The organism is Streptomyces sp. NPDC020958 (assembly GCF_055562175.1).
Genome location: NZ_JBVHFU010000023.1, coordinates 37,215 through 53,056, shown reverse-complemented (window position 1 = coordinate 53,056; position 15,842 = coordinate 37,215). Strand labels below are relative to the sequence as shown.

18 protein-coding genes are annotated in these 15,842 nt (G+C 71.8%); 5 read left to right on the top strand and 13 right to left on the bottom strand.

The window, feature by feature from the left end; translation table 11 throughout:
- The first annotated feature begins 75 nt into the window (after window positions 1–75).
- Window positions 76–864, top strand: coding sequence for an EI24 domain-containing protein (locus ACZ3KP_RS38355; protein WP_467505460.1), 789 nt, complete (start codon window positions 76–78; stop codon window positions 862–864).
- On the opposite strand, the gene ACZ3KP_RS38350 is transcribed toward ACZ3KP_RS38355, so the two are convergent.
- On the bottom strand, window positions 854–1,873 hold the full coding sequence (locus ACZ3KP_RS38350) for a LysR family transcriptional regulator (RefSeq protein ID WP_467505458.1): 1,020 nt from the start codon (window positions 1,871–1,873) through the stop codon (window positions 854–856). The two genes, ACZ3KP_RS38355 and ACZ3KP_RS38350, sit on opposite strands and share 11 nt — an antisense overlap.
- 49 nt (window positions 1,874–1,922) lie before the next feature.
- Between ACZ3KP_RS38350 and ACZ3KP_RS38345 the strand changes: the two genes are divergently transcribed.
- Window positions 1,923–2,312 carry a RidA family protein gene (locus ACZ3KP_RS38345; protein ID WP_467505456.1) on the top strand — a complete coding sequence of 130 codons (390 nt, stop codon included), beginning with the start codon at window positions 1,923–1,925 and terminating at the stop codon, window positions 2,310–2,312.
- 153 nt (window positions 2,313–2,465) lie between these two features.
- Here ACZ3KP_RS38345 and ACZ3KP_RS38340 read toward each other — a convergent pair whose 3' ends face one another.
- Window positions 2,466–3,440 carry an aldose epimerase family protein gene (locus ACZ3KP_RS38340; protein WP_360567851.1) on the bottom strand — a complete coding sequence of 325 codons (975 nt, stop codon included), beginning with the start codon at window positions 3,438–3,440 and terminating at the stop codon, window positions 2,466–2,468.
- 36 nt (window positions 3,441–3,476) lie between these two features.
- Complete coding sequence (locus tag ACZ3KP_RS38335) at window positions 3,477–4,373, bottom strand: SGNH/GDSL hydrolase family protein (protein WP_358970814.1); 897 nt, start codon at window positions 4,371–4,373, stop codon at window positions 3,477–3,479.
- Between the two features lie 251 nt (window positions 4,374–4,624).
- Between ACZ3KP_RS38335 and ACZ3KP_RS38330 the strand changes: the two genes are divergently transcribed.
- Window positions 4,625–5,119, top strand: coding sequence for a DUF3145 domain-containing protein (locus ACZ3KP_RS38330; protein ID WP_358970811.1), 495 nt, complete (start codon window positions 4,625–4,627; stop codon window positions 5,117–5,119).
- Window positions 5,120–5,329: 210 nt separating this feature from the next.
- Here ACZ3KP_RS38330 and fabF read toward each other — a convergent pair whose 3' ends face one another.
- The 5 genes from fabF to fasR form a co-directional block, all read right to left on the bottom strand.
- A complete protein-coding gene (fabF, locus tag ACZ3KP_RS38325; RefSeq protein WP_132886587.1) occupies window positions 5,330–6,592 on the bottom strand; it encodes a beta-ketoacyl-ACP synthase II in 1,263 nt (420 codons plus the stop codon).
- 85 nt (window positions 6,593–6,677) lie between these two features.
- Window positions 6,678–6,926: an acyl carrier protein gene (locus ACZ3KP_RS38320; protein WP_046425089.1), complete on the bottom strand. Its 249-nt coding sequence runs from the start codon at window positions 6,924–6,926 to the stop codon at window positions 6,678–6,680.
- A gap of 89 nt (window positions 6,927–7,015) precedes the next feature.
- Window positions 7,016–8,047: a ketoacyl-ACP synthase III gene (locus tag ACZ3KP_RS38315; protein WP_358970809.1), complete on the bottom strand. Its 1,032-nt coding sequence runs from the start codon at window positions 8,045–8,047 to the stop codon at window positions 7,016–7,018.
- Between the two features lie 17 nt (window positions 8,048–8,064).
- Window positions 8,065–8,976, bottom strand: a complete 912-nt coding sequence (locus ACZ3KP_RS38310) for an ACP S-malonyltransferase (RefSeq protein ID WP_467505452.1) — start codon at window positions 8,974–8,976, stop codon at window positions 8,065–8,067.
- A gap of 89 nt (window positions 8,977–9,065) precedes the next feature.
- The gene (gene fasR / locus ACZ3KP_RS38305) at window positions 9,066–10,271 is read right to left on the bottom strand and encodes a fatty acid biosynthesis transcriptional regulator FasR (RefSeq protein ID WP_132886584.1); all 1,206 of its coding nucleotides are present in this window, start codon (window positions 10,269–10,271) and stop codon (window positions 9,066–9,068) included.
- A gap of 73 nt (window positions 10,272–10,344) precedes the next feature.
- Between fasR and ACZ3KP_RS38300 the strand changes: the two genes are divergently transcribed.
- Window positions 10,345–10,998, top strand: coding sequence for a pirin family protein (locus ACZ3KP_RS38300; RefSeq protein WP_467505524.1), 654 nt, complete (start codon window positions 10,345–10,347; stop codon window positions 10,996–10,998).
- Window positions 10,999–11,071: 73 nt separating this feature from the next.
- Here the strand turns inward: ACZ3KP_RS38300 and ACZ3KP_RS38295 are convergent, their stop codons facing one another.
- Window positions 11,072–11,896 (bottom strand): serine hydrolase domain-containing protein, encoded by an 825-nt coding sequence (locus tag ACZ3KP_RS38295; protein WP_467505450.1) that lies wholly within the window; start codon window positions 11,894–11,896, stop codon window positions 11,072–11,074.
- Window positions 11,897–11,915: 19 nt separating this feature from the next.
- Complete coding sequence (locus tag ACZ3KP_RS38290; protein WP_467505448.1) at window positions 11,916–12,386, bottom strand: GNAT family N-acetyltransferase; 471 nt, start codon at window positions 12,384–12,386, stop codon at window positions 11,916–11,918.
- 115 nt (window positions 12,387–12,501) lie between these two features.
- Here ACZ3KP_RS38290 and ACZ3KP_RS38285 point away from each other — a divergent pair, with 115 nt between their 5' ends.
- Window positions 12,502–12,969: a MerR family transcriptional regulator gene (locus tag ACZ3KP_RS38285; RefSeq protein WP_467505446.1), complete on the top strand. Its 468-nt coding sequence runs from the start codon at window positions 12,502–12,504 to the stop codon at window positions 12,967–12,969.
- Between the two features lie 3 nt (window positions 12,970–12,972).
- On the opposite strand, the gene ACZ3KP_RS38280 is transcribed toward ACZ3KP_RS38285, so the two are convergent.
- From ACZ3KP_RS38280 to ACZ3KP_RS38270, 3 genes are all read right to left on the bottom strand, one after another.
- On the bottom strand, window positions 12,973–13,824 hold the full coding sequence (locus tag ACZ3KP_RS38280) for a DUF4429 domain-containing protein (RefSeq protein ID WP_467505444.1): 852 nt from the start codon (window positions 13,822–13,824) through the stop codon (window positions 12,973–12,975).
- Window positions 13,825–13,891: 67 nt separating this feature from the next.
- Entirely contained in the window at window positions 13,892–15,109 is a 1,218-nt protein-coding gene (locus ACZ3KP_RS38275) for an alpha/beta hydrolase (RefSeq protein ID WP_467505442.1), read from the bottom strand.
- A gap of 102 nt (window positions 15,110–15,211) precedes the next feature.
- Window positions 15,212–15,838: a TetR family transcriptional regulator gene (locus ACZ3KP_RS38270; protein WP_467505440.1), complete on the bottom strand. Its 627-nt coding sequence runs from the start codon at window positions 15,836–15,838 to the stop codon at window positions 15,212–15,214.
- Between the last annotated feature and the right edge of the window lie 4 nt (window positions 15,839–15,842).

Here is a 15,842-nt window from a genome sequence, read left to right as displayed (position 1 = left end):
GTCGCCCCGGCCGGCCCGCGGTCCGCGTCCACAGCGCCCACCGGGCCGTTCGCGAACCCCGGTAAAGTTTTCGCCATGCGTGATCTCGGGGCGGGCTTCGGATATCTCCTCAAGGGCCAGCGGTGGGTGGGCCGGCACGGCAGGCAGTACGGTTTCGGACTGCTGCCCGGCCTGATCACGCTCGTCCTGTACGCGGCCGCGCTGGTCGCGCTGGCGATATGGGGAGCGGACCTCGTCGCCTGGTCGACCCCGTTCGCCGACGCCTGGTCCAGTCCCTGGCGGGGCCTGTTCCGCGGCCTCCTCACCGCCGTGCTGTTCGCCCTCGGCCTGCTCGGCGCCGTCCTCACCTTCACCGCCGTGACCCTGCTGGTCGGCCAGCCGTTCTACGAGAACCTCTCCGAGAAGGTCGACGCGGACGTCTCGCCCGACGGCACCGCGCCCGAGTCCGGGCTGCCGTTCTGGCGCGAACTGTGGATCTCGGCCCGGGACAGCCTGCGCATCCTGCTCCGCGCCGGACTGTGGGGCCTGCTCCTGTTCGCCCTCGGCTTCCTCCCCGTCGTCGGCCAGACCGCCGTCCCCGTCGTCGGCTTCTTCGTGACCGGCTTCTTCCTCACCGAGGAACTCACCGCCGTCGCCCTCCAGCGCCGGGGCGTCGACCTGCGCGCCCGGCTCGCCCTGCTGCGCTCCCGCAAGACCCTGGTGTGGGGCTTCGGCACCCCGCTGGGCCTCGCCTTCCTGGTCCCGTTCGTCGCGGTGTTCCTGATGCCCGGAGCGGTCGCGGGCGCCACCCTCCTGGCCCGCGACCTCCTCGGCGAGGAGACGACACGGCAGGACGCGCGCGACGACGAACCCGTCAGCCCCTGAGACCCGCGTCGCCCACCGTGCCACGCCGCTGCGGGACACGTGCCGGACGCGGCGTGCTCCATGCCGGGAGGAGGGACCGGGCCGCTTCCCGGAGCACGGCCACGAAGGCCTGCCCGGCCGGGGACAGCGACCTCCCCCGCGCGGTCGCCGCGTACACCGCCCGCGCCGGTGCCCCCTCGTCGCGCACCGGCACCAGCGCGACGTCCTGCCGGACCCCGGCGGCCGCCAGCGCCGGCACCAGCGCCACCCCCAGCCCGGCCGCGACGTACCCCTGCTTGGCGGTCCACTCGGCGACGACATGCGCCACCCGCGGGCGGAAACCCTGGCGCAGCGCCGCGTCCAGCAGGGTGCCCTCGGGCCGGGGGCCGCCGGAGATCCAGTCGGCGTCGGCGAGTTGAGCGAGCCGCACCTCGCCGGAGTGCGCCAGCGGATGGCCCGCGGGCAGCGCCACGTACATCGACTCGTCGAGCAGATGGTGGAGTTCACAGGTCTCCAGCGGGGCGCCACCGGTCGTCGAGACGATGGCCAGGTCCAGCCGGCCGGCGGCCAGCCGGTCGAGGAGGACCGGCGTGCGGCCCTCCTCGCGCAGCAGCCGCACCCCGGGGTGGCGGGTGCGGAAGGCGGCCAGGGCGCGCGGGACCAGGGCCGCGTCCGCCGTCGGGAACGCCCCGAACCGCAGCCGCCCGCCGCCGAGGTCGCGCAGTGCCGCCAGCTCCCGCACCGCCTCGCCCAGCGAACCGGTGAGGTCCTCGGCATACGGGACGAGCGTCCGTCCCGCCTCCGTGAGCCGTACACCCCGGGGCAGCCGGTCGAACAACGGGGCTCCGCCCAGCGCCGACTCCAGCGAGGAGATCTGCCGGGACACCGCGGACTGGGTCCAGCCGAGCCGCCGGGCGGCCACCGTGAACGAGCCGCTCCCGGCGACCTCCAGGAACACCCGCAGCCAGGCGGTGGACAGCTCGGGGGTCTCGGAGGACCCGTAGGAATGCGGTTCACGCATGGCAGCCATGCTAGACATTCGCTTGTCGCATCACGTGCCCGGTCCTAGCGTCGGACGCATGAAGATCACCCTCGGCAGCCCCGCCGCCGCGCCCCAGCCCCTCACCCCGTACTACTCCCAGGTCGCCCGGGTCGAACACGGCGACGGCAGTGCCATGCTGTTCCTCTCCGGCCAGATAGCCGAGGGTGCCACCGTCGCCGAGCAGACCCGGGGCGTGTTCGAGACGATCACCGCCCTGCTCGCGGCACACGGCGCCACCCTCGCGGACGTCGTCAACATCCGCACCTACCTGACCGACATCTCCCGGCTGTCCGAATACGGCGCGGTACGCCGCGAGTTCCTCACCGGCACCCCGCCGACGAGCATGACCTTCGAGGCCGCCCGCCTCTTCAGGCCGGAGGCGATGGTGGAGGTGGAGGTCGTGGCGGTGGTCGGGGCCGGTTTGTGAAGGGTTCGTACGGGATCTTCGGCGGGCGCTCGATGAGCGACCGTCGTTTCACCGGCGCGGCTAGGGTGTGATCCGGGACAAGTCCCCCCTGAGCAGCCCCGGTCCGGGACCTGACCCCTGGACCGGGGCTTGCGTGCGGGGTGCCCCGAGGTGTCAGTCCCGTACGCCGAAGCCGTACACCGTCTCCGAGCGGTACACCGCGCCCGGGTCCAGACGGGTGCTCGGGAACTCCGGGTGGTTCGGCGAGTCCGGGAAGTGCTGCGTCTCCAGGGCCACGCCGTCACCGGGGGCGAACGGGGCCGTCAGGTGCTCGGCCGTGTACAGCTGGACGCCCGGTTCGGTGGTCGCCACGGTGAGCGTGCGGCCGGAGCCCGCGTCGTGGAGTTCGGCCACCTCCACCGGGGAGTCCGTGACGCCCTTGTCGAGGACGAGGTTGTGGTCGTAGCCGGAGCCCACCTTGCGGGCCGTCCGGAAGTCGAAACGGGAGCCCGAGACGTCCGCCAGGACCCCGGTCGGGATCAGGTCGCCGTCGACGGGCGTGTAGCGCGAGGCGGCGATGCGCAGTTCCTGGCCGGTCGCGTTCCCGGAGCCCGCCAGGTTGAAGTAGCTGTGGTTGGTGAGGTTCACGACGGTCGGCGCGTCGGTGACCGCCTCGTAGGAGATGTGCAGTGCGCCCGCGGCGTCCAGCGCGTACGTCACGGAGACCTCCAGCCGCCCCGGGAAGCCCTCCTCGCCGTGCGGGCTCACCCGGCTCAGCCGTACCCCGTGCTCGACGGCCGTCACGTCCCACACCCGCTTGTCGAAGCCGCCGCTGCCGCCGTGCAGCGAGTTGGGGGCGTTGTTCGGCTCCAGGGCGTAGGTCACGCCGTCCAGCGGGAAACGCGCGTGCGCGATCCGGTTGGCGTAACGTCCCACCAGGGCGCCCAGGTACGGGCCGGGATTCTCCACGTACCCGTCGAGATCGGCGAACCCCAGCACCACGTCCGCCGTCCGCCCGTCCCGGTCCGGAACCTCGACCGACTGCACGATCCCGCCGTACGACAGGATCCGCACCCGCGTGCCGGCGCGCTCCAGCGTCCAGCGGTGGACCTCGGTGCCGTCCGAAAGTGTGCCGAAAAGTTCGCTCATGGGGAAACTCTAAGCCAAGGGTCTAGTCCACCGGGTCTAGTCCACCGGGTCCTTCGCGGTGACGGTCCGGTAGGCGATCGCGGCGAGCTTCGACTGGCCGTCGGTGCTCGGATGGAACCAGTCCCAGCGGCTCAACTGCTCCGTCCCGAAGCGGTACTGGTACACCGCCCCGCCGTCGAACCGGCACCGCCGGTCCTTGGCGCAGACCTCGCCCAGCACCTTGTTGTAGTCCTCGACCCGCTGCTGCACCCGGTCCCTGCGCAGGGTCGCCGCGCTGGTCAGATCGTCCGCGTCGCCCAGCATCGACGGGCAGATGCCCAGCTTCCAGATCTGCTTGCCCAGCGGGTTGGTGCGCCCCTCGGACCACAGCCGCTTCAGGTTCGGCACGCTCGCCACGTACACCTGCGTCTTCGGCAGCGCCTTGCGCAGGGTGCCCAGCGCCTCCTCGAACTGGCTGCGGAACTTCGCCACCGACGTCATCGCCCGCACCGACGAACGGCAGGCGTCGTTGGACCCCACCATCACCGTCACCAACTCCGGGCGCCGCACCACCGCGTCGGCCAGCTGTCCGGACAGATCGGCCATCCGGGCGCCGGTCTGCGCGTAGTTCCAGCTCCGGTCGACCGCCCTGGCCCGCCCCAGCAGCCGGACCGCCAGACTCTCCACCTGCTCGCTGGTGCCGGTCGCCCAGGACACCTCCGGGCAGTCCGAGAGCACCGTGCACGCGTCGAAGCCACGCGTGATGGAGTCCCCGACGGCCGCGATCGACGCCGGGCTGCGGTTCCACACCTGAACGGCCCGCGCCCGGGTCCGCCCGCCGTCCGGCGAGCCGGAGGAACCGCCGACGACATCACACCCGGCGACCCCCAGCGCGGTACCGGCGGCGACGATCCCCACCAGAGCGCGCGAACGCCGACGCCGCTGTTTGCGCATACCCCGCTGGTCCTCTCCGTCGCCTGGTTCGTCCCCCTTCATAACAACGCACGGGAGTTCCCGCCCGCGCCCTGCAACGGACCACCCCCGTACAAGCGTCCCCATGGGTGAATGGCGGGGGTTTCCTGGCTGTGGGACCGACGGTACGTCACACTCCTTGCCCCGCCGCACGGTAGCCTCGCCATCAAGCGGCCGTCGTGCCACTGCCGCCAGCCAGCCAGCAAGATGTCCCGCTCTGCCCGGAGGTTCCGGTGACGACACGTGGAGTTCTGTACGTGCACTCCGCGCCGCGCGCGCTGTGCCCGCACGTCGAGTGGGCCGTCGCCGGGGTGCTCGGCACGCGCGTCAACCTCGACTGGATCCGGCAGCCCGCGGCCCCCGGAACCTGGCGCTCCGAGTTCTCCTGGCAGGGCGAGGTCGGCACGGCCTCCAAACTGGCGTCCGCGCTGCGCGGCTGGCACCTGCTGCGCTTCGAGGTCACCGCGGAACCCTGCGCGAAGGCCGAGGGCGAGCGCTACAGCTGTACCCCCGACCTGGGCATCTTCCACGCGGTCACCGGCATGCACGGCGACATCCTCATCCCGGAGGACCGCCTGCGGGCCGCCCTGACCCGCTCCCAGCGCGGCGAGACGGCGCTGGAGGCCGAGATCGCCAAACTGCTGGGCAAGCCCTGGGACGACGAACTGGAGCCCTTCCGCTACGCGGGCGAGGGCGCGCCGGTGAGATGGCTCCACCAGGTGGTCTAGCGCTCCCGCATGCCGTCCGCCGACTGCGGCGCCGTCGTGGCCGTTCGCGCAGTTCCCCGCGCCCCTGAAGGGGCGCTCCTGAGCGCCCCTGCTTTTAGGGGCGCGGGGAACTGCGCGACCAGCCCCCACCGGCCCGCAGTCGACAACGAAACGCACTGTGGCCCGAACTCCACTCACGGAGACGGGCCACAAGCCTTGGCGCAGCGTGTCTCACACGGTCCGGAACGCAAGGACCACGTTGTGCCCGCCGAACCCGAACGAGTCGTTCAGCACGGCGATCCGCCCCGCGGGCAGCTCCCGGGCCTCACCGCGCACCACGTCCGCGTTGACCTCGGGGTCGAGGTCGTCGAGGTTGATGGTCGGCGGGGCCGTCCGGTTCACCAGCGCCAGGATCGACGCGACGGTCTCGATACCGCCGGCGCCGCCCAGCAGGTGCCCGGTCATCGACTTGGTCGCGGAGATCGCCATGTGGTCGACGTCGTCGCCGAACACCTTGCGCAGCGCCTTGATCTCGGCGACGTCACCCTGCGGCGTCGACGTCGCGTGCGCGTTGACGTGCACGATCTCGGCCGGCTTCAGGTCCGTGTTGTCGAGCAGGTTCTGCAGCGCCTGCGCGATCCCGTTGCCGGACGGCTCCGGCTGCGTGATGTGGTGCGCGTCGGCCGAGATGCCCTGGCCGACCGCCTCGACGTAGATCCGCGCCCCGCGCGCCTTCGCGTGCTCCTCGGACTCCAGGACGATCACGCCCGCGCCCTCACCGAGCACGAAGCCGTCCCGGCCGGAGTCGTAGGGGCGCGACGCGCCCTCGGGGTCGTCGTTGTTCTTGGACATCGCCATCATGTTGCCGAAGGCGACGATGGGCAGCGGGTGGATGGCGGCCTCGGTGCCACCGGCCACCACCACGTCCGCACGGCCGGTGCGGATCATCTCGATGGCGTACCCGATGGCCTCGGCGCCGGAGGCGCAGGCCGACACGGGGGTGTGGACGCCGGCCCGCGCGCCCAGCTCGATACCGACGTTCGCGGCCGGCGAGTTGGGCATCAGCATCGGCACGGTGTGCGGGGAGACCCGGCGTACGCCCTTCTCCTTGAGCACGTCGTACTGGTCCAGCAGGGTGGTCACACCACCGATGCCGGAGGCGATGACCGCGCCGACCCGGTCGGGGTTGGCGGACTGGTCCTCACCGGCCTTGGCGGTGAAACCGGCGTCCTTCCAGGCCTGCTGGGCGGCGATCAGCGCGAACTGCGCGGACCGGTCCAGCTTGCGGGCCTGCGGACGCGGCAGGATCTCACCCGGTTCGACGGCGATCTGCGCCGCGATACGGACGGGCAGTTCGGCCGCCCAGTCCTGCTCCAGGAGGCTGACGCCGGACTTGCCGGCGACCAGGGCCTCCCAGAACGAAGCTGCGTCGCCACCCAGCGGTGTGGTTGCGCCGATACCGGTGACGACCACGGTGCGATTGGTCGGGCTCACGGGAATTCTTTCTCCAACGGATACGGGATTCGACGGCGCCACCGCCGGGTGGCGGGGCATTGCAGCCGGAGGCTAGTTAACTGCCTCAGGCCTGGTGCTTGAGGATGTAGTCGGTCGCGTCGCCGACGGTCTTGAGGTTCTTGACGTCCTCGTCCGGGATCTTGACGTCGAAGCGCTCTTCGGCGGCGACGACGACCTCGACCATGGACAGCGAGTCGACGTCCAGGTCGTCGGTGAAGGACTTGTCCAGCTGGACGTCCTCAACCGGGATGCCGGCGATCTCGTTCACGATCTCGGCGAGACCTTCGACGATCTCTTCCTGAGTGGCGGCCATGTCAGGCGCTCCTTCTTAGATGTTCCAGACGGTTGCTGCGGTGTTGCAGTCGGCGGACCGCACCGGATGCATGATCCGGCACGGAGTGCCTAGGGGAGGGTAACGACAGTGGCGGCGTAGACGAGACCCGCCCCGAACCCGATGACGAGCGCGGTGTCGCCGCTCTTCGCCTCGCCGGTCGCCAGGAGCCGCTCCATCGCGAGCGGAATCGAGGCGGCCGAGGTGTTGCCGGTGGTGCGGACGTCACGGGCGACCGTGACGTGCTCCGGCAGCTTGAGAGTCTTCACCATCGAGTCGATGATCCGCACATTGGCCTGGTGCGGGATGAAGACGTCCAGGTCGTCCGCGCTGATTCCGGCCGCGTCCAGCGCCTGCTGCGCGACCTTCGCCATCTCGAACACGGCCCAGCGGAACACCGCCTGGCCCTCCTGCGTGATCGCAGGAAACTTGATGTTGCCCTGGCTGTCGACCGGCAGCCCGGACCGGTCACCGAAGTGGAACAGGTCCCATGGGATCGTCTGCTTGATGGTCTCCGACTTGTCGCCCTCGGAGCCCCACACCGTCGGGCCGATCGCCGGCTCCTTCGAGGGGCCGACCACGACCGCGCCCGCGCCGTCGCCGAACAGGAACGCGGTGGCCCGGTCCTCCAGGTCGGTGAGGTCGCTGAGCCGCTCCACGCCGATCACCAGGACGTACTCGGCGGAACCCTCCACCACCATGCCCTTGGCGAGGGTCAGGCCGTAGCCGAAGCCCGCGCAGCCGGCCGAGATGTCGAAGGCGGCGGCCTTGTCGGTGCCCAGCTTGTCGGCGATCTCGGTGGCGACGGCGGGGGTCTGGCTGAAGTGCGAGACGGTCGAGACGACCACGGCGCCGACCTGCTCGGCGGAGATGCCCGCATCCGCGATGGCCTTGCCGGCGGCCTCGATCGACATCGCGGCGACCGTCTCCTCGGGCCCCGCCCAGTGCCGGGTCTCGATGCCGGAGCGCGAGCGGATCCACTCGTCGGACGAGTCGATCGTCTCGAGGATCACCTCGTTCGGCACCACACGGGTCGGCCGGTAGCCGCCGACGCCGAGGATGCGCGCGTACGGGGCACCCTTGCTGGGCTTGATCTTCGACATCGCAATTGGCTCCTGATTCAGCTGTGCTCGGCGATGAGCTCGCGGGCCGCGTCGAGGTCGTCGGGGGTCTTCAGGGCCAGCGTCTTCACGCCGGGCAGGGCGCGCTTCGCCAGACCGGTCAGGGTGCCGCCGGGGCACACCTCCAGAAGGGCGGTGACGCCGAGCTCCTGGAAGGTCTCCATGCACAGGTCCCAGCGGACCGGGTTGGCGACCTGGCCGACCAGACGGTCCACGATCTCGCCGCCTGCGGTGACGGTCCGGCCGTCCTTGTTGGACACGTAGGTGATCTTCGGGTCGGCCGGCGAGAGCTTCTTGGCGGCCTCGGCCAGCGCGTCGACCGCGGGGCTCATGTGCTGCGTGTGGAAGGCGCCGGCGACCTTGAGGGCGACGACCTTGCGGACGCCCTCGGGCTTGTCCTCGGCGAGCGCGGCGAGCTGCTCCAGGGTGCCCGCGGCGACGATCTGACCGGCGCCGTTGATGTTCGCGGGGGTCAGACCGAGCTTCTCCAGGTGCGCGACGGAGACGTCCGGATCGCCGCCGAGCAGCGCCGACATGCCGGTCTCCGTGATCGCGGCGGCCTCGGCCATGGCCAGACCCCGCGTGCGGACGAGGGCGAGCGCCTCGTCGTCGGTCAGGACGCCGGCGACCGCGGCGGCGGTGATCTCACCGACGCTGTGCCCGGCGACCGCGCCCGGGGTGACGGCACCGAGTGCCGCGGTGGACACCAGTCCGGCCGCGACCAGCAGCGGCTGGGCGATCGCGGTGTCCCGGATCTCGTCGGCGTCGGCGTGCGTGCCGTAGTGCACGAGATCGAGACCGATGGCGTCCGACCAGGCACGCAGACGGTCCTCGACACCGGGAAGGTCGAGCCAGGGAGTCAGGAAGCCGGGCGTCTGGGCGCCCTGGCCGGGAGCGACGAGTACGAGCACTCTCACACTCTCTCTTGTGGACGGCCACGGCCGCCCGTGGGGACAGGGACGAAGAACGCGAGGGGGTTTTGTGGACCCCCGACAAAACGCTATGCCTGGAGATCTCCATCGACCAGACGCCCCAGGATCAGCGCGATCCGCAGCGTGAAGGCGGATCTTACATCGGACGGCGACCATCCGGTGACGTCTGTCACACGTCGGAGCCGGTAGCGCACGGTGTTCGGGTGGACGAAGAGCATCCGGGCGGCGCCCTCCAGGCTGCTCGCCTGTTCCAGATAGACACTCAGCGTTTCCAGCAGCGCCGAGCCCGCCTCCTCCAGTGGTCTGTAGATCTCCTCCACCAGCTGCTCGCGCGCGCTCGGATCGCCCGCGATGGCGCGCTCCGGCAGCAGATCGTCCGCCAGCACCGGCCGCGGCGCGTCCTGCCAGGCGGAACACGCCTTGAGCCCCGCGGCGGCGGCCTGCGCGGACCGGGTGGCGGCCAGCAGGTCCGGTACGACGGGCCCCGCGACGACCGGCCCGGCGGCGAACGGCCCGATCAGCGACTTCGCGACGGCCAGCGGGTTGTCGTTGCCGCCGGCGATCACGACGAGCCGGTCGCCGAGCACCCCGGTCAGCACCTGGAGCTTGGCGTGCCGGGAGGCCCGCCGGATGGCCTCGACGGTCAGCTCGCTGTCCCCGTCGGGCGCGGTGCCGAGCACGACGCACACGTGGTCCGGCGAGTTCCAGCCGAGCGCGGCGGCCCGGCTCACCGCGCCCTCGTCCGCCTCGCCGCTCAGCACGGCGTTCACCACCAGCGACTCGAGACGCGCGTCCCAGGCACCCCGTGCCTCGGCGGCCTGGGCGTACACCTGTGCGGTGGCGAAGGCGATCTCCCGCGCGTACACGAGCAGCGCCTCGCGCAGCACCCTCTCGTCGCCCGGGGCCGCCACCTCGTCGATGGCGCTCTCCATGACCTCGATGGTGGTGCGCACCATCTCCACGGTCTGCCGCAGCGTGATCGCCCGGGTGAGCTCGCGCGGCGCGGTCCCGAACACGTCCGTCGAGATGGCCTGCGGGGCGTCGGGGCGCCGGAACCACTCGGTGAAGGCGGCGATACCCGCCTGGGCGACCAGCCCGATCCAGGAGCGGTTCTCCGGTGGCATCGCCCGGTACCACGGCAGTGTCTCGTCCATGCGTGCGATGGCCTGGGCGGCCAGGCTGCCGGACGACTTCTCCAGCCGCTTCAGGGTCGCGGAGTGCGGGTGGACGTCATGAGCCGAGGGGTCGGACTTGCGCGTTACGGGTTCGGGCACGGGGACAAGACTGCCTCATCGGGGCGGGCACCTGCGCCGCCGGGTGCCGACCGCGGTCTACGGTGGTCCCGTGATGGACGTCAGGCGCGCGGCGCAGCGCTACCGGGGCGGGGACCCGGCGGGCGGGATCGAGTCCCGCCACGCCTTCTCCTTCGGCCCCCACTACGACCCCGGCAACCTGCGCTTCGCCGCGCTCATCGCCTGCAACGAGGAGCGGCTGGCGCCGGGGGCCGGTTTCGACGAGCATCCGCACAGCCACACCGAGATCGTGACGTGGGTGGTCGAGGGCGAGCTGACCCACCGCGACTCCGAGGGCAACGAGACGGTGGTCCGCCACGGGGACGTGCAGCGCCTCAGCTCCGCCGGGGGCGTGCGGCACGTGGAGCGCAACGACGGGGCCGGGCCCCTGACGTTCGTGCAGATGTGGCTGGCGCCGGTGCGGGCGGGCGGTGAGCCGTCGTACGAGATCGTCCGGGGCATCGCGGACTCGACGCCGTACGCCGTCCCGGAAGCCGGGGCGATGCTGCACGTCCGCCGCCTGGCGGCGGGGGAGCGCACGGCGGTGCCGGACGGGGCGTACGGGTACGTGCACGTGGTACGGGGTGAAGTGCGGCTGGGGGGCGAGTCGTTGGGCCCCGGTGACGCGGCGCGGATCACTGCCGCGAAGGGCCTGGAGGCGGAGGGACTGACGCCGGCGGAGCTGCTGATGTGGGAGATGGCGGGGTAGCTCCGGTCCCGCCGGCGTCGGGGTTGCCGGGGACCGTCGACGAACGCCTGCGGCCGTCGCGTGTTCGGCTCCCTCAGCCGCGCGACTCCGCCAGCACCGCGTCCGTGAATGCCGGCCAGGCCTCCACTGCCCAGGGGCCGAACGCACGGTCCGTCAGGGCGACGCACGCGATCCCCGCGTCCGGGTCCACCCACAGGAACGTGCCCGACTGGCCGAAGTGGCCGAACGTCCGCGGCGAGGACGAAGAACCCGTCCAGTGCGGTGACTTGGAGTCACGGATCTCGAACCCCAGGCCCCAGTCGTTCGGGTTCTGGTGTCCGTAGCCCGGCAGCACGCCCTTCGTGCCCGGGTAGTGGACGGTCAGCGTCGCCTCCGCCACGGTGCGCGGGTCCAGCAGTCTCGGTGCCTGGAGTTCCGCGGCGAAGCGGAGCAGGTCCGCCACCGAGGAGACCCCGTCCTTCGCCGGGGAGCCCGCCAGCGACGTCGACGTCATGCCCAGCGGCTCCAGCACCGCCTGCCGCAGGTACTCCGCGAACGGGATCTCCGTGGCCTTGGCGACATGGTCCCCGAGGACCTCGAACCCGGCGTTGGAGTACAGCCGCCGCTCCCCGGGCGGCGCCGTCACCCGGTGCTCGTCGAAGGCCAGCCCCGAGGTGTGCGCGAGCAGATGCCGTACCGTCGCCCCCTCGGGTCCCGCCGGCTCGTCCAGCTCGACCGCCCCCTCCTCGTACGCGACGAGCGCCGCGTACGCGGCCAGCGGCTTGGTGACGGAGGCCAGCGGGAAGCGGTGACCGACGGGTCCGTGGGTGCCCAGGACCGTCCCGTCGGCCCGTACGGCACCGGCCGCGGCGGTGGGCACCGGCCACTTCTCGATCAGCGCGAGGCTCTGCAAGGACATGCCGTCGAGCCTATGCGGCTCAGAGCGTCAGCATCATCGTGGGGTCCGGCTTGTGCCTGAAGCCGAGCGCGGCGTAGAGCGGCTCGGCCTCGGCGGACGCGGTCAGCATGACCTGCCCCGCGCCCCGCTCCCGGAACCAGGCCAGCAGCTCCTCCATGCACGCGCGCGCGTACCCGCGGCGACGGGCCTGCGGGTCGGTGGCCACGCTGAAGACGTACCCGCAGCGCCCGTGCGGGTTGCCCGCCTTGCCGATCCGGTAGTCGATCGTCCCCGCGACCAGCGCCGCCAGCGCCCCCGGCCGGTCGGGACGGTCCACGACGAAGGCGGCGAAGTCGCCGTCCGCCTCGCCGAGCCGCTCCGTGAGCCCCGGCAGCGCCAGGGCGTGCCAGCCGGTGGAGGCGTCCCCGCCGGGAAGCGCGTCGATCATGACCTGGCGCAGCCGCAGTACTTCGGGTGCGTCCGCGGGCGTGGCACGGCGTACGAGGCTCATGGCCACGCACGCTAGCCACGTTCCCGCGGCCGCGTCGCCCGTATTTCTCACCGGTTCAGCTTTCCTGCCGGTTCCGCTTGCTTGGAGTGCACTCGAAGGTCATAGCGTGGGGGTCATGACGGTGATGCAGACCACGACCGCGGCCCCCACCGAGCAGTCCGACCGCGAGCCCGCCGACATCTGTTCCGCCCCACCCCGGCGGCACCCGCGCCCCGAGGGCCAGGACCGCTACACGATCAGCGAGGTCGTCGCCTTCACCGGCCTGACCGCCCACACCCTGCGCTGGTACGAGCGGATCGGCCTGATGTCCCACATCGACCGCTCCCACACCGGCCAGCGCCGCTACACCAACCGCGACCTGGACTGGCTGGACTTCGTGACCAAGCTCCGGCTGACCGGCATGCCGGTGGCGGACATGGTGCGCTACGCGGAGCTGGTACGGGAGGGCGAGACGACCTACCCGGAGCGCCGCGAACTGCTGGAGCAGACGCGCCGGGACGTCCTGTCGAGGATCGCCGAGCTGCACGACACCCTGTCGGTACTGGACCGGAAGATCAGCTTCTACGAACAGGGCGGCGCGTAGGGCTCACAGCTCGGCCAGCAACTCCGCCTTCTTGGCGGTGAACTCCTCGTCGGTGACCAGCCCCGCCTGATGCAGCTCCCCGAGATGGCGGATCCGCTCGGCGATGTCGGCGGGGTCCCGGCGTCCGGCCGGCGCCGGCACCGCGACCGCCCCTCTGGCCCGTACCGCCTCCAGGACCGCCGCGGCGAACGGCAGCGACTCGTGCACCGGCCCGTACCCCAGCCCGAACACCACGGTCGCCGGGTCCTGGTCCGCCGGGACCGGCGCCGCCGCCCCCGCGGAATCCCGCCGCAGCAGTCGTAGATGCCCCTCGAAGACCTCCGGCGACCGCCACTCCACGCCGCCCAGGTCCGCAACCGCGAACCGCTGGTCGCCGGCCTTCCACTTGGCCGTCGACGCTCCCGTCCACGACCACCGGAAGTGCACGGCGGTGCCGTCGAAGCTCGCCTTCCCGTCGTACGCCTTGAACTGGCGGGGCGCCTCCGGCGCGGCCACCAGGAACTTCTCCGCGGGACCCGACTCGGTGAGCAGTGTGCGCAGCTCGTCGGCGTAGTACTCGGCGAGGGTCTCCCGCTCGGCCGGGAGCACCAGCCGGTACGGGTCGGTGCCGTCCTTCAGCTGCCCGGCCGCCGCCTCCAGCAGCGGATCCGCGCCGGGACGCGGTTGGGCGCGCAGGACGACCGTGCCGCGCTTGCCCGGGGTGACGGTCACGGACTCCAGCGCGGCCAGCGGCACCAGCCGCTCGCCCAGGGTCTGGAACAGCTTGGGGGTGCGGATCCCGCGTTCGTAACGGATGCGCACGGAGTCGGACTCGAACTCCCAGGCGGCATGAAATCCGGCCAGTACGTCACCCATGCGGCTCATCGTATGCGGCACGTGCTTCTCAGTCCCATCCCCGCGCGCACCGCACTTCCTGCTGTTTCTACGCGCGTTCGGCCATCAACGTGTCGGGCAGACCCGCCCGGCACCCGTCATCGTCGTGGGCGCAGCTGACCGCGCCGTATGCGCCGACCCCGATGTCCGCGAGGTTGCGCAGGCTGTCCGTGCCGGGCACGAAGTACCCGGCGTGTCCCTGTGCGTCGTGCGCCGACAGCACCCTGGCCCCGAAGGAGGCGGAGACCGGGTCGGCGCCGTGGCCGAGGCCGCCGAGCTCCAGATAGGGGACGTCCTGGATCCAGTCGGTGGCGTCGCGCATCGCCCAGACCCGGGCCGGGGTGCCCAGGTGAGAGGCGTTCTCGACGCGCATGCCGGGGCTCGCGGCCACGGCTATGTCGGCCACCCGGCCCGGCATGCCGCGCGCGGCCACCCCGCAGACCACGGAGCCGTAGCTGTGGCAGAACATCGACACCGGCGCCTTGCCGGGCAGCGCCCGCAGCATCGCGTTGAGACGTACGGCACCCAGCTCGGCGGCCGTGCCGGTCGCCGCGCCCACGCCGAGCCCGTCGGGGGCGGTGTAGTCGGCCCAGGCGATCACCGCCGTACGGGTCGAGGGGCTCGCCGTGTGCTCCGCCCGGTACAGCGCCTTGGCCATGCCGACCGGGGCGGTGTACTCGCGGTTCGTCCTCTGGAAGGTGAGCAGGTCGGTGTCGACGCCGGGTACGACCACCGAGATCCGCTCGGCCCTGGTGAGGTCGCCGAGCACCTCGGCGACGCGGCCGTCGCCGTCCGGGTCGAAGGCGAGGATCTGCCGGCCCTTGGTGAGCAGCGCCTCGTAGCGGTGCATACGGCGGCCCGCGTCCTGCTGCCCCGCCGCGTTGAGCCGTGGGTCGTGCATGCGTTTCTTCTCGACCTTGCGCTGCTGGTCGAGCGCGATGGCGTTGGCGCGGTAGCGCAGTTCGGCCGGGGCGCCGTTCATGTTGCCGACGGCCAGCGGGTAGCGGTGGGCGAGCCGGTCGCGCTCCGGTGCGGTGAGCGAGGCGAAGAAACGGGTGAGCCGCGCGGGCGACGCCTCCGGGTCCGGCAGCCGCAGACCGTGGACGCTGCCGTGCTCCCAGCTGTCGAGGGAGGACTGCAGGGCGGTGGTCTCGCGGTGGGTGCGCAGCGCGGTCCAGCCGGTGGTCGCGAGCATCACGAACACCACGGCGAGGGCGAGCAGCGCGCGCCAGACGTTGAGTGGCGGGGAGGTGTCGAAGGAAGTCACTGGGAGGACACACTAGGAGAACGAAGGGGTCTCGCGGTAACCGAGTGACAGTTATCACGTTTCGACAAAGACCGGGCCGATCTTGGGCCGGTGTGGCACTCCTCAGGCCTGGCGCCAGCCGCCGGTGAGCGCCGGCCCCAGCTGATCGAGGTAGGCCGCGGTGAGTTCGCGGATCGCCGTGGCGCTGAAGTCGTCGCCGACCGACCAGTGCCGCTCGGTCACCCTGATGACCGCGCCGAAGACGGCGACCACCAGCCGGGGGCGGGGGTCGGAGTCCGGGTCGACGCCCTCCCGTTCGGCGATGATCCGCGAGATCTCCTCCTCGGTCTCCGCCTGGCGCCGCAGATGGGCCGCGAACAGGATCGGGGTGGCCTCGATCATCTTGTACGTGCGCATGAGGAGCTCGACCGGGACGTACTGCTCGACGGCCTCCTCGATGGTCTCCCAGCTGTCCATGACGGACCGGCGCAGCGCCTCCAGCGGCGTCTCCCCGGGCGGTCGGCGGCGCACCGCCGCCACGAAGTGCGCCTCGGTGAGCCGCGGCACGAAGAAGGCCACGTCCTCCTTGCTGGCGAAGTAGCGGAAGAAGGTGCGCTGCGAGACGTCGACGGACTCGGTGATCTCGTCGACGGTGGTCCGGTCGTACCCCTGGGCCGCGAACAGTTCGAGCGCGGACCGCAGCAGGGCGTCCCGGGTGCGCTGTTTCTTGCGTTCGCGCAGCGTTTCCATGCCT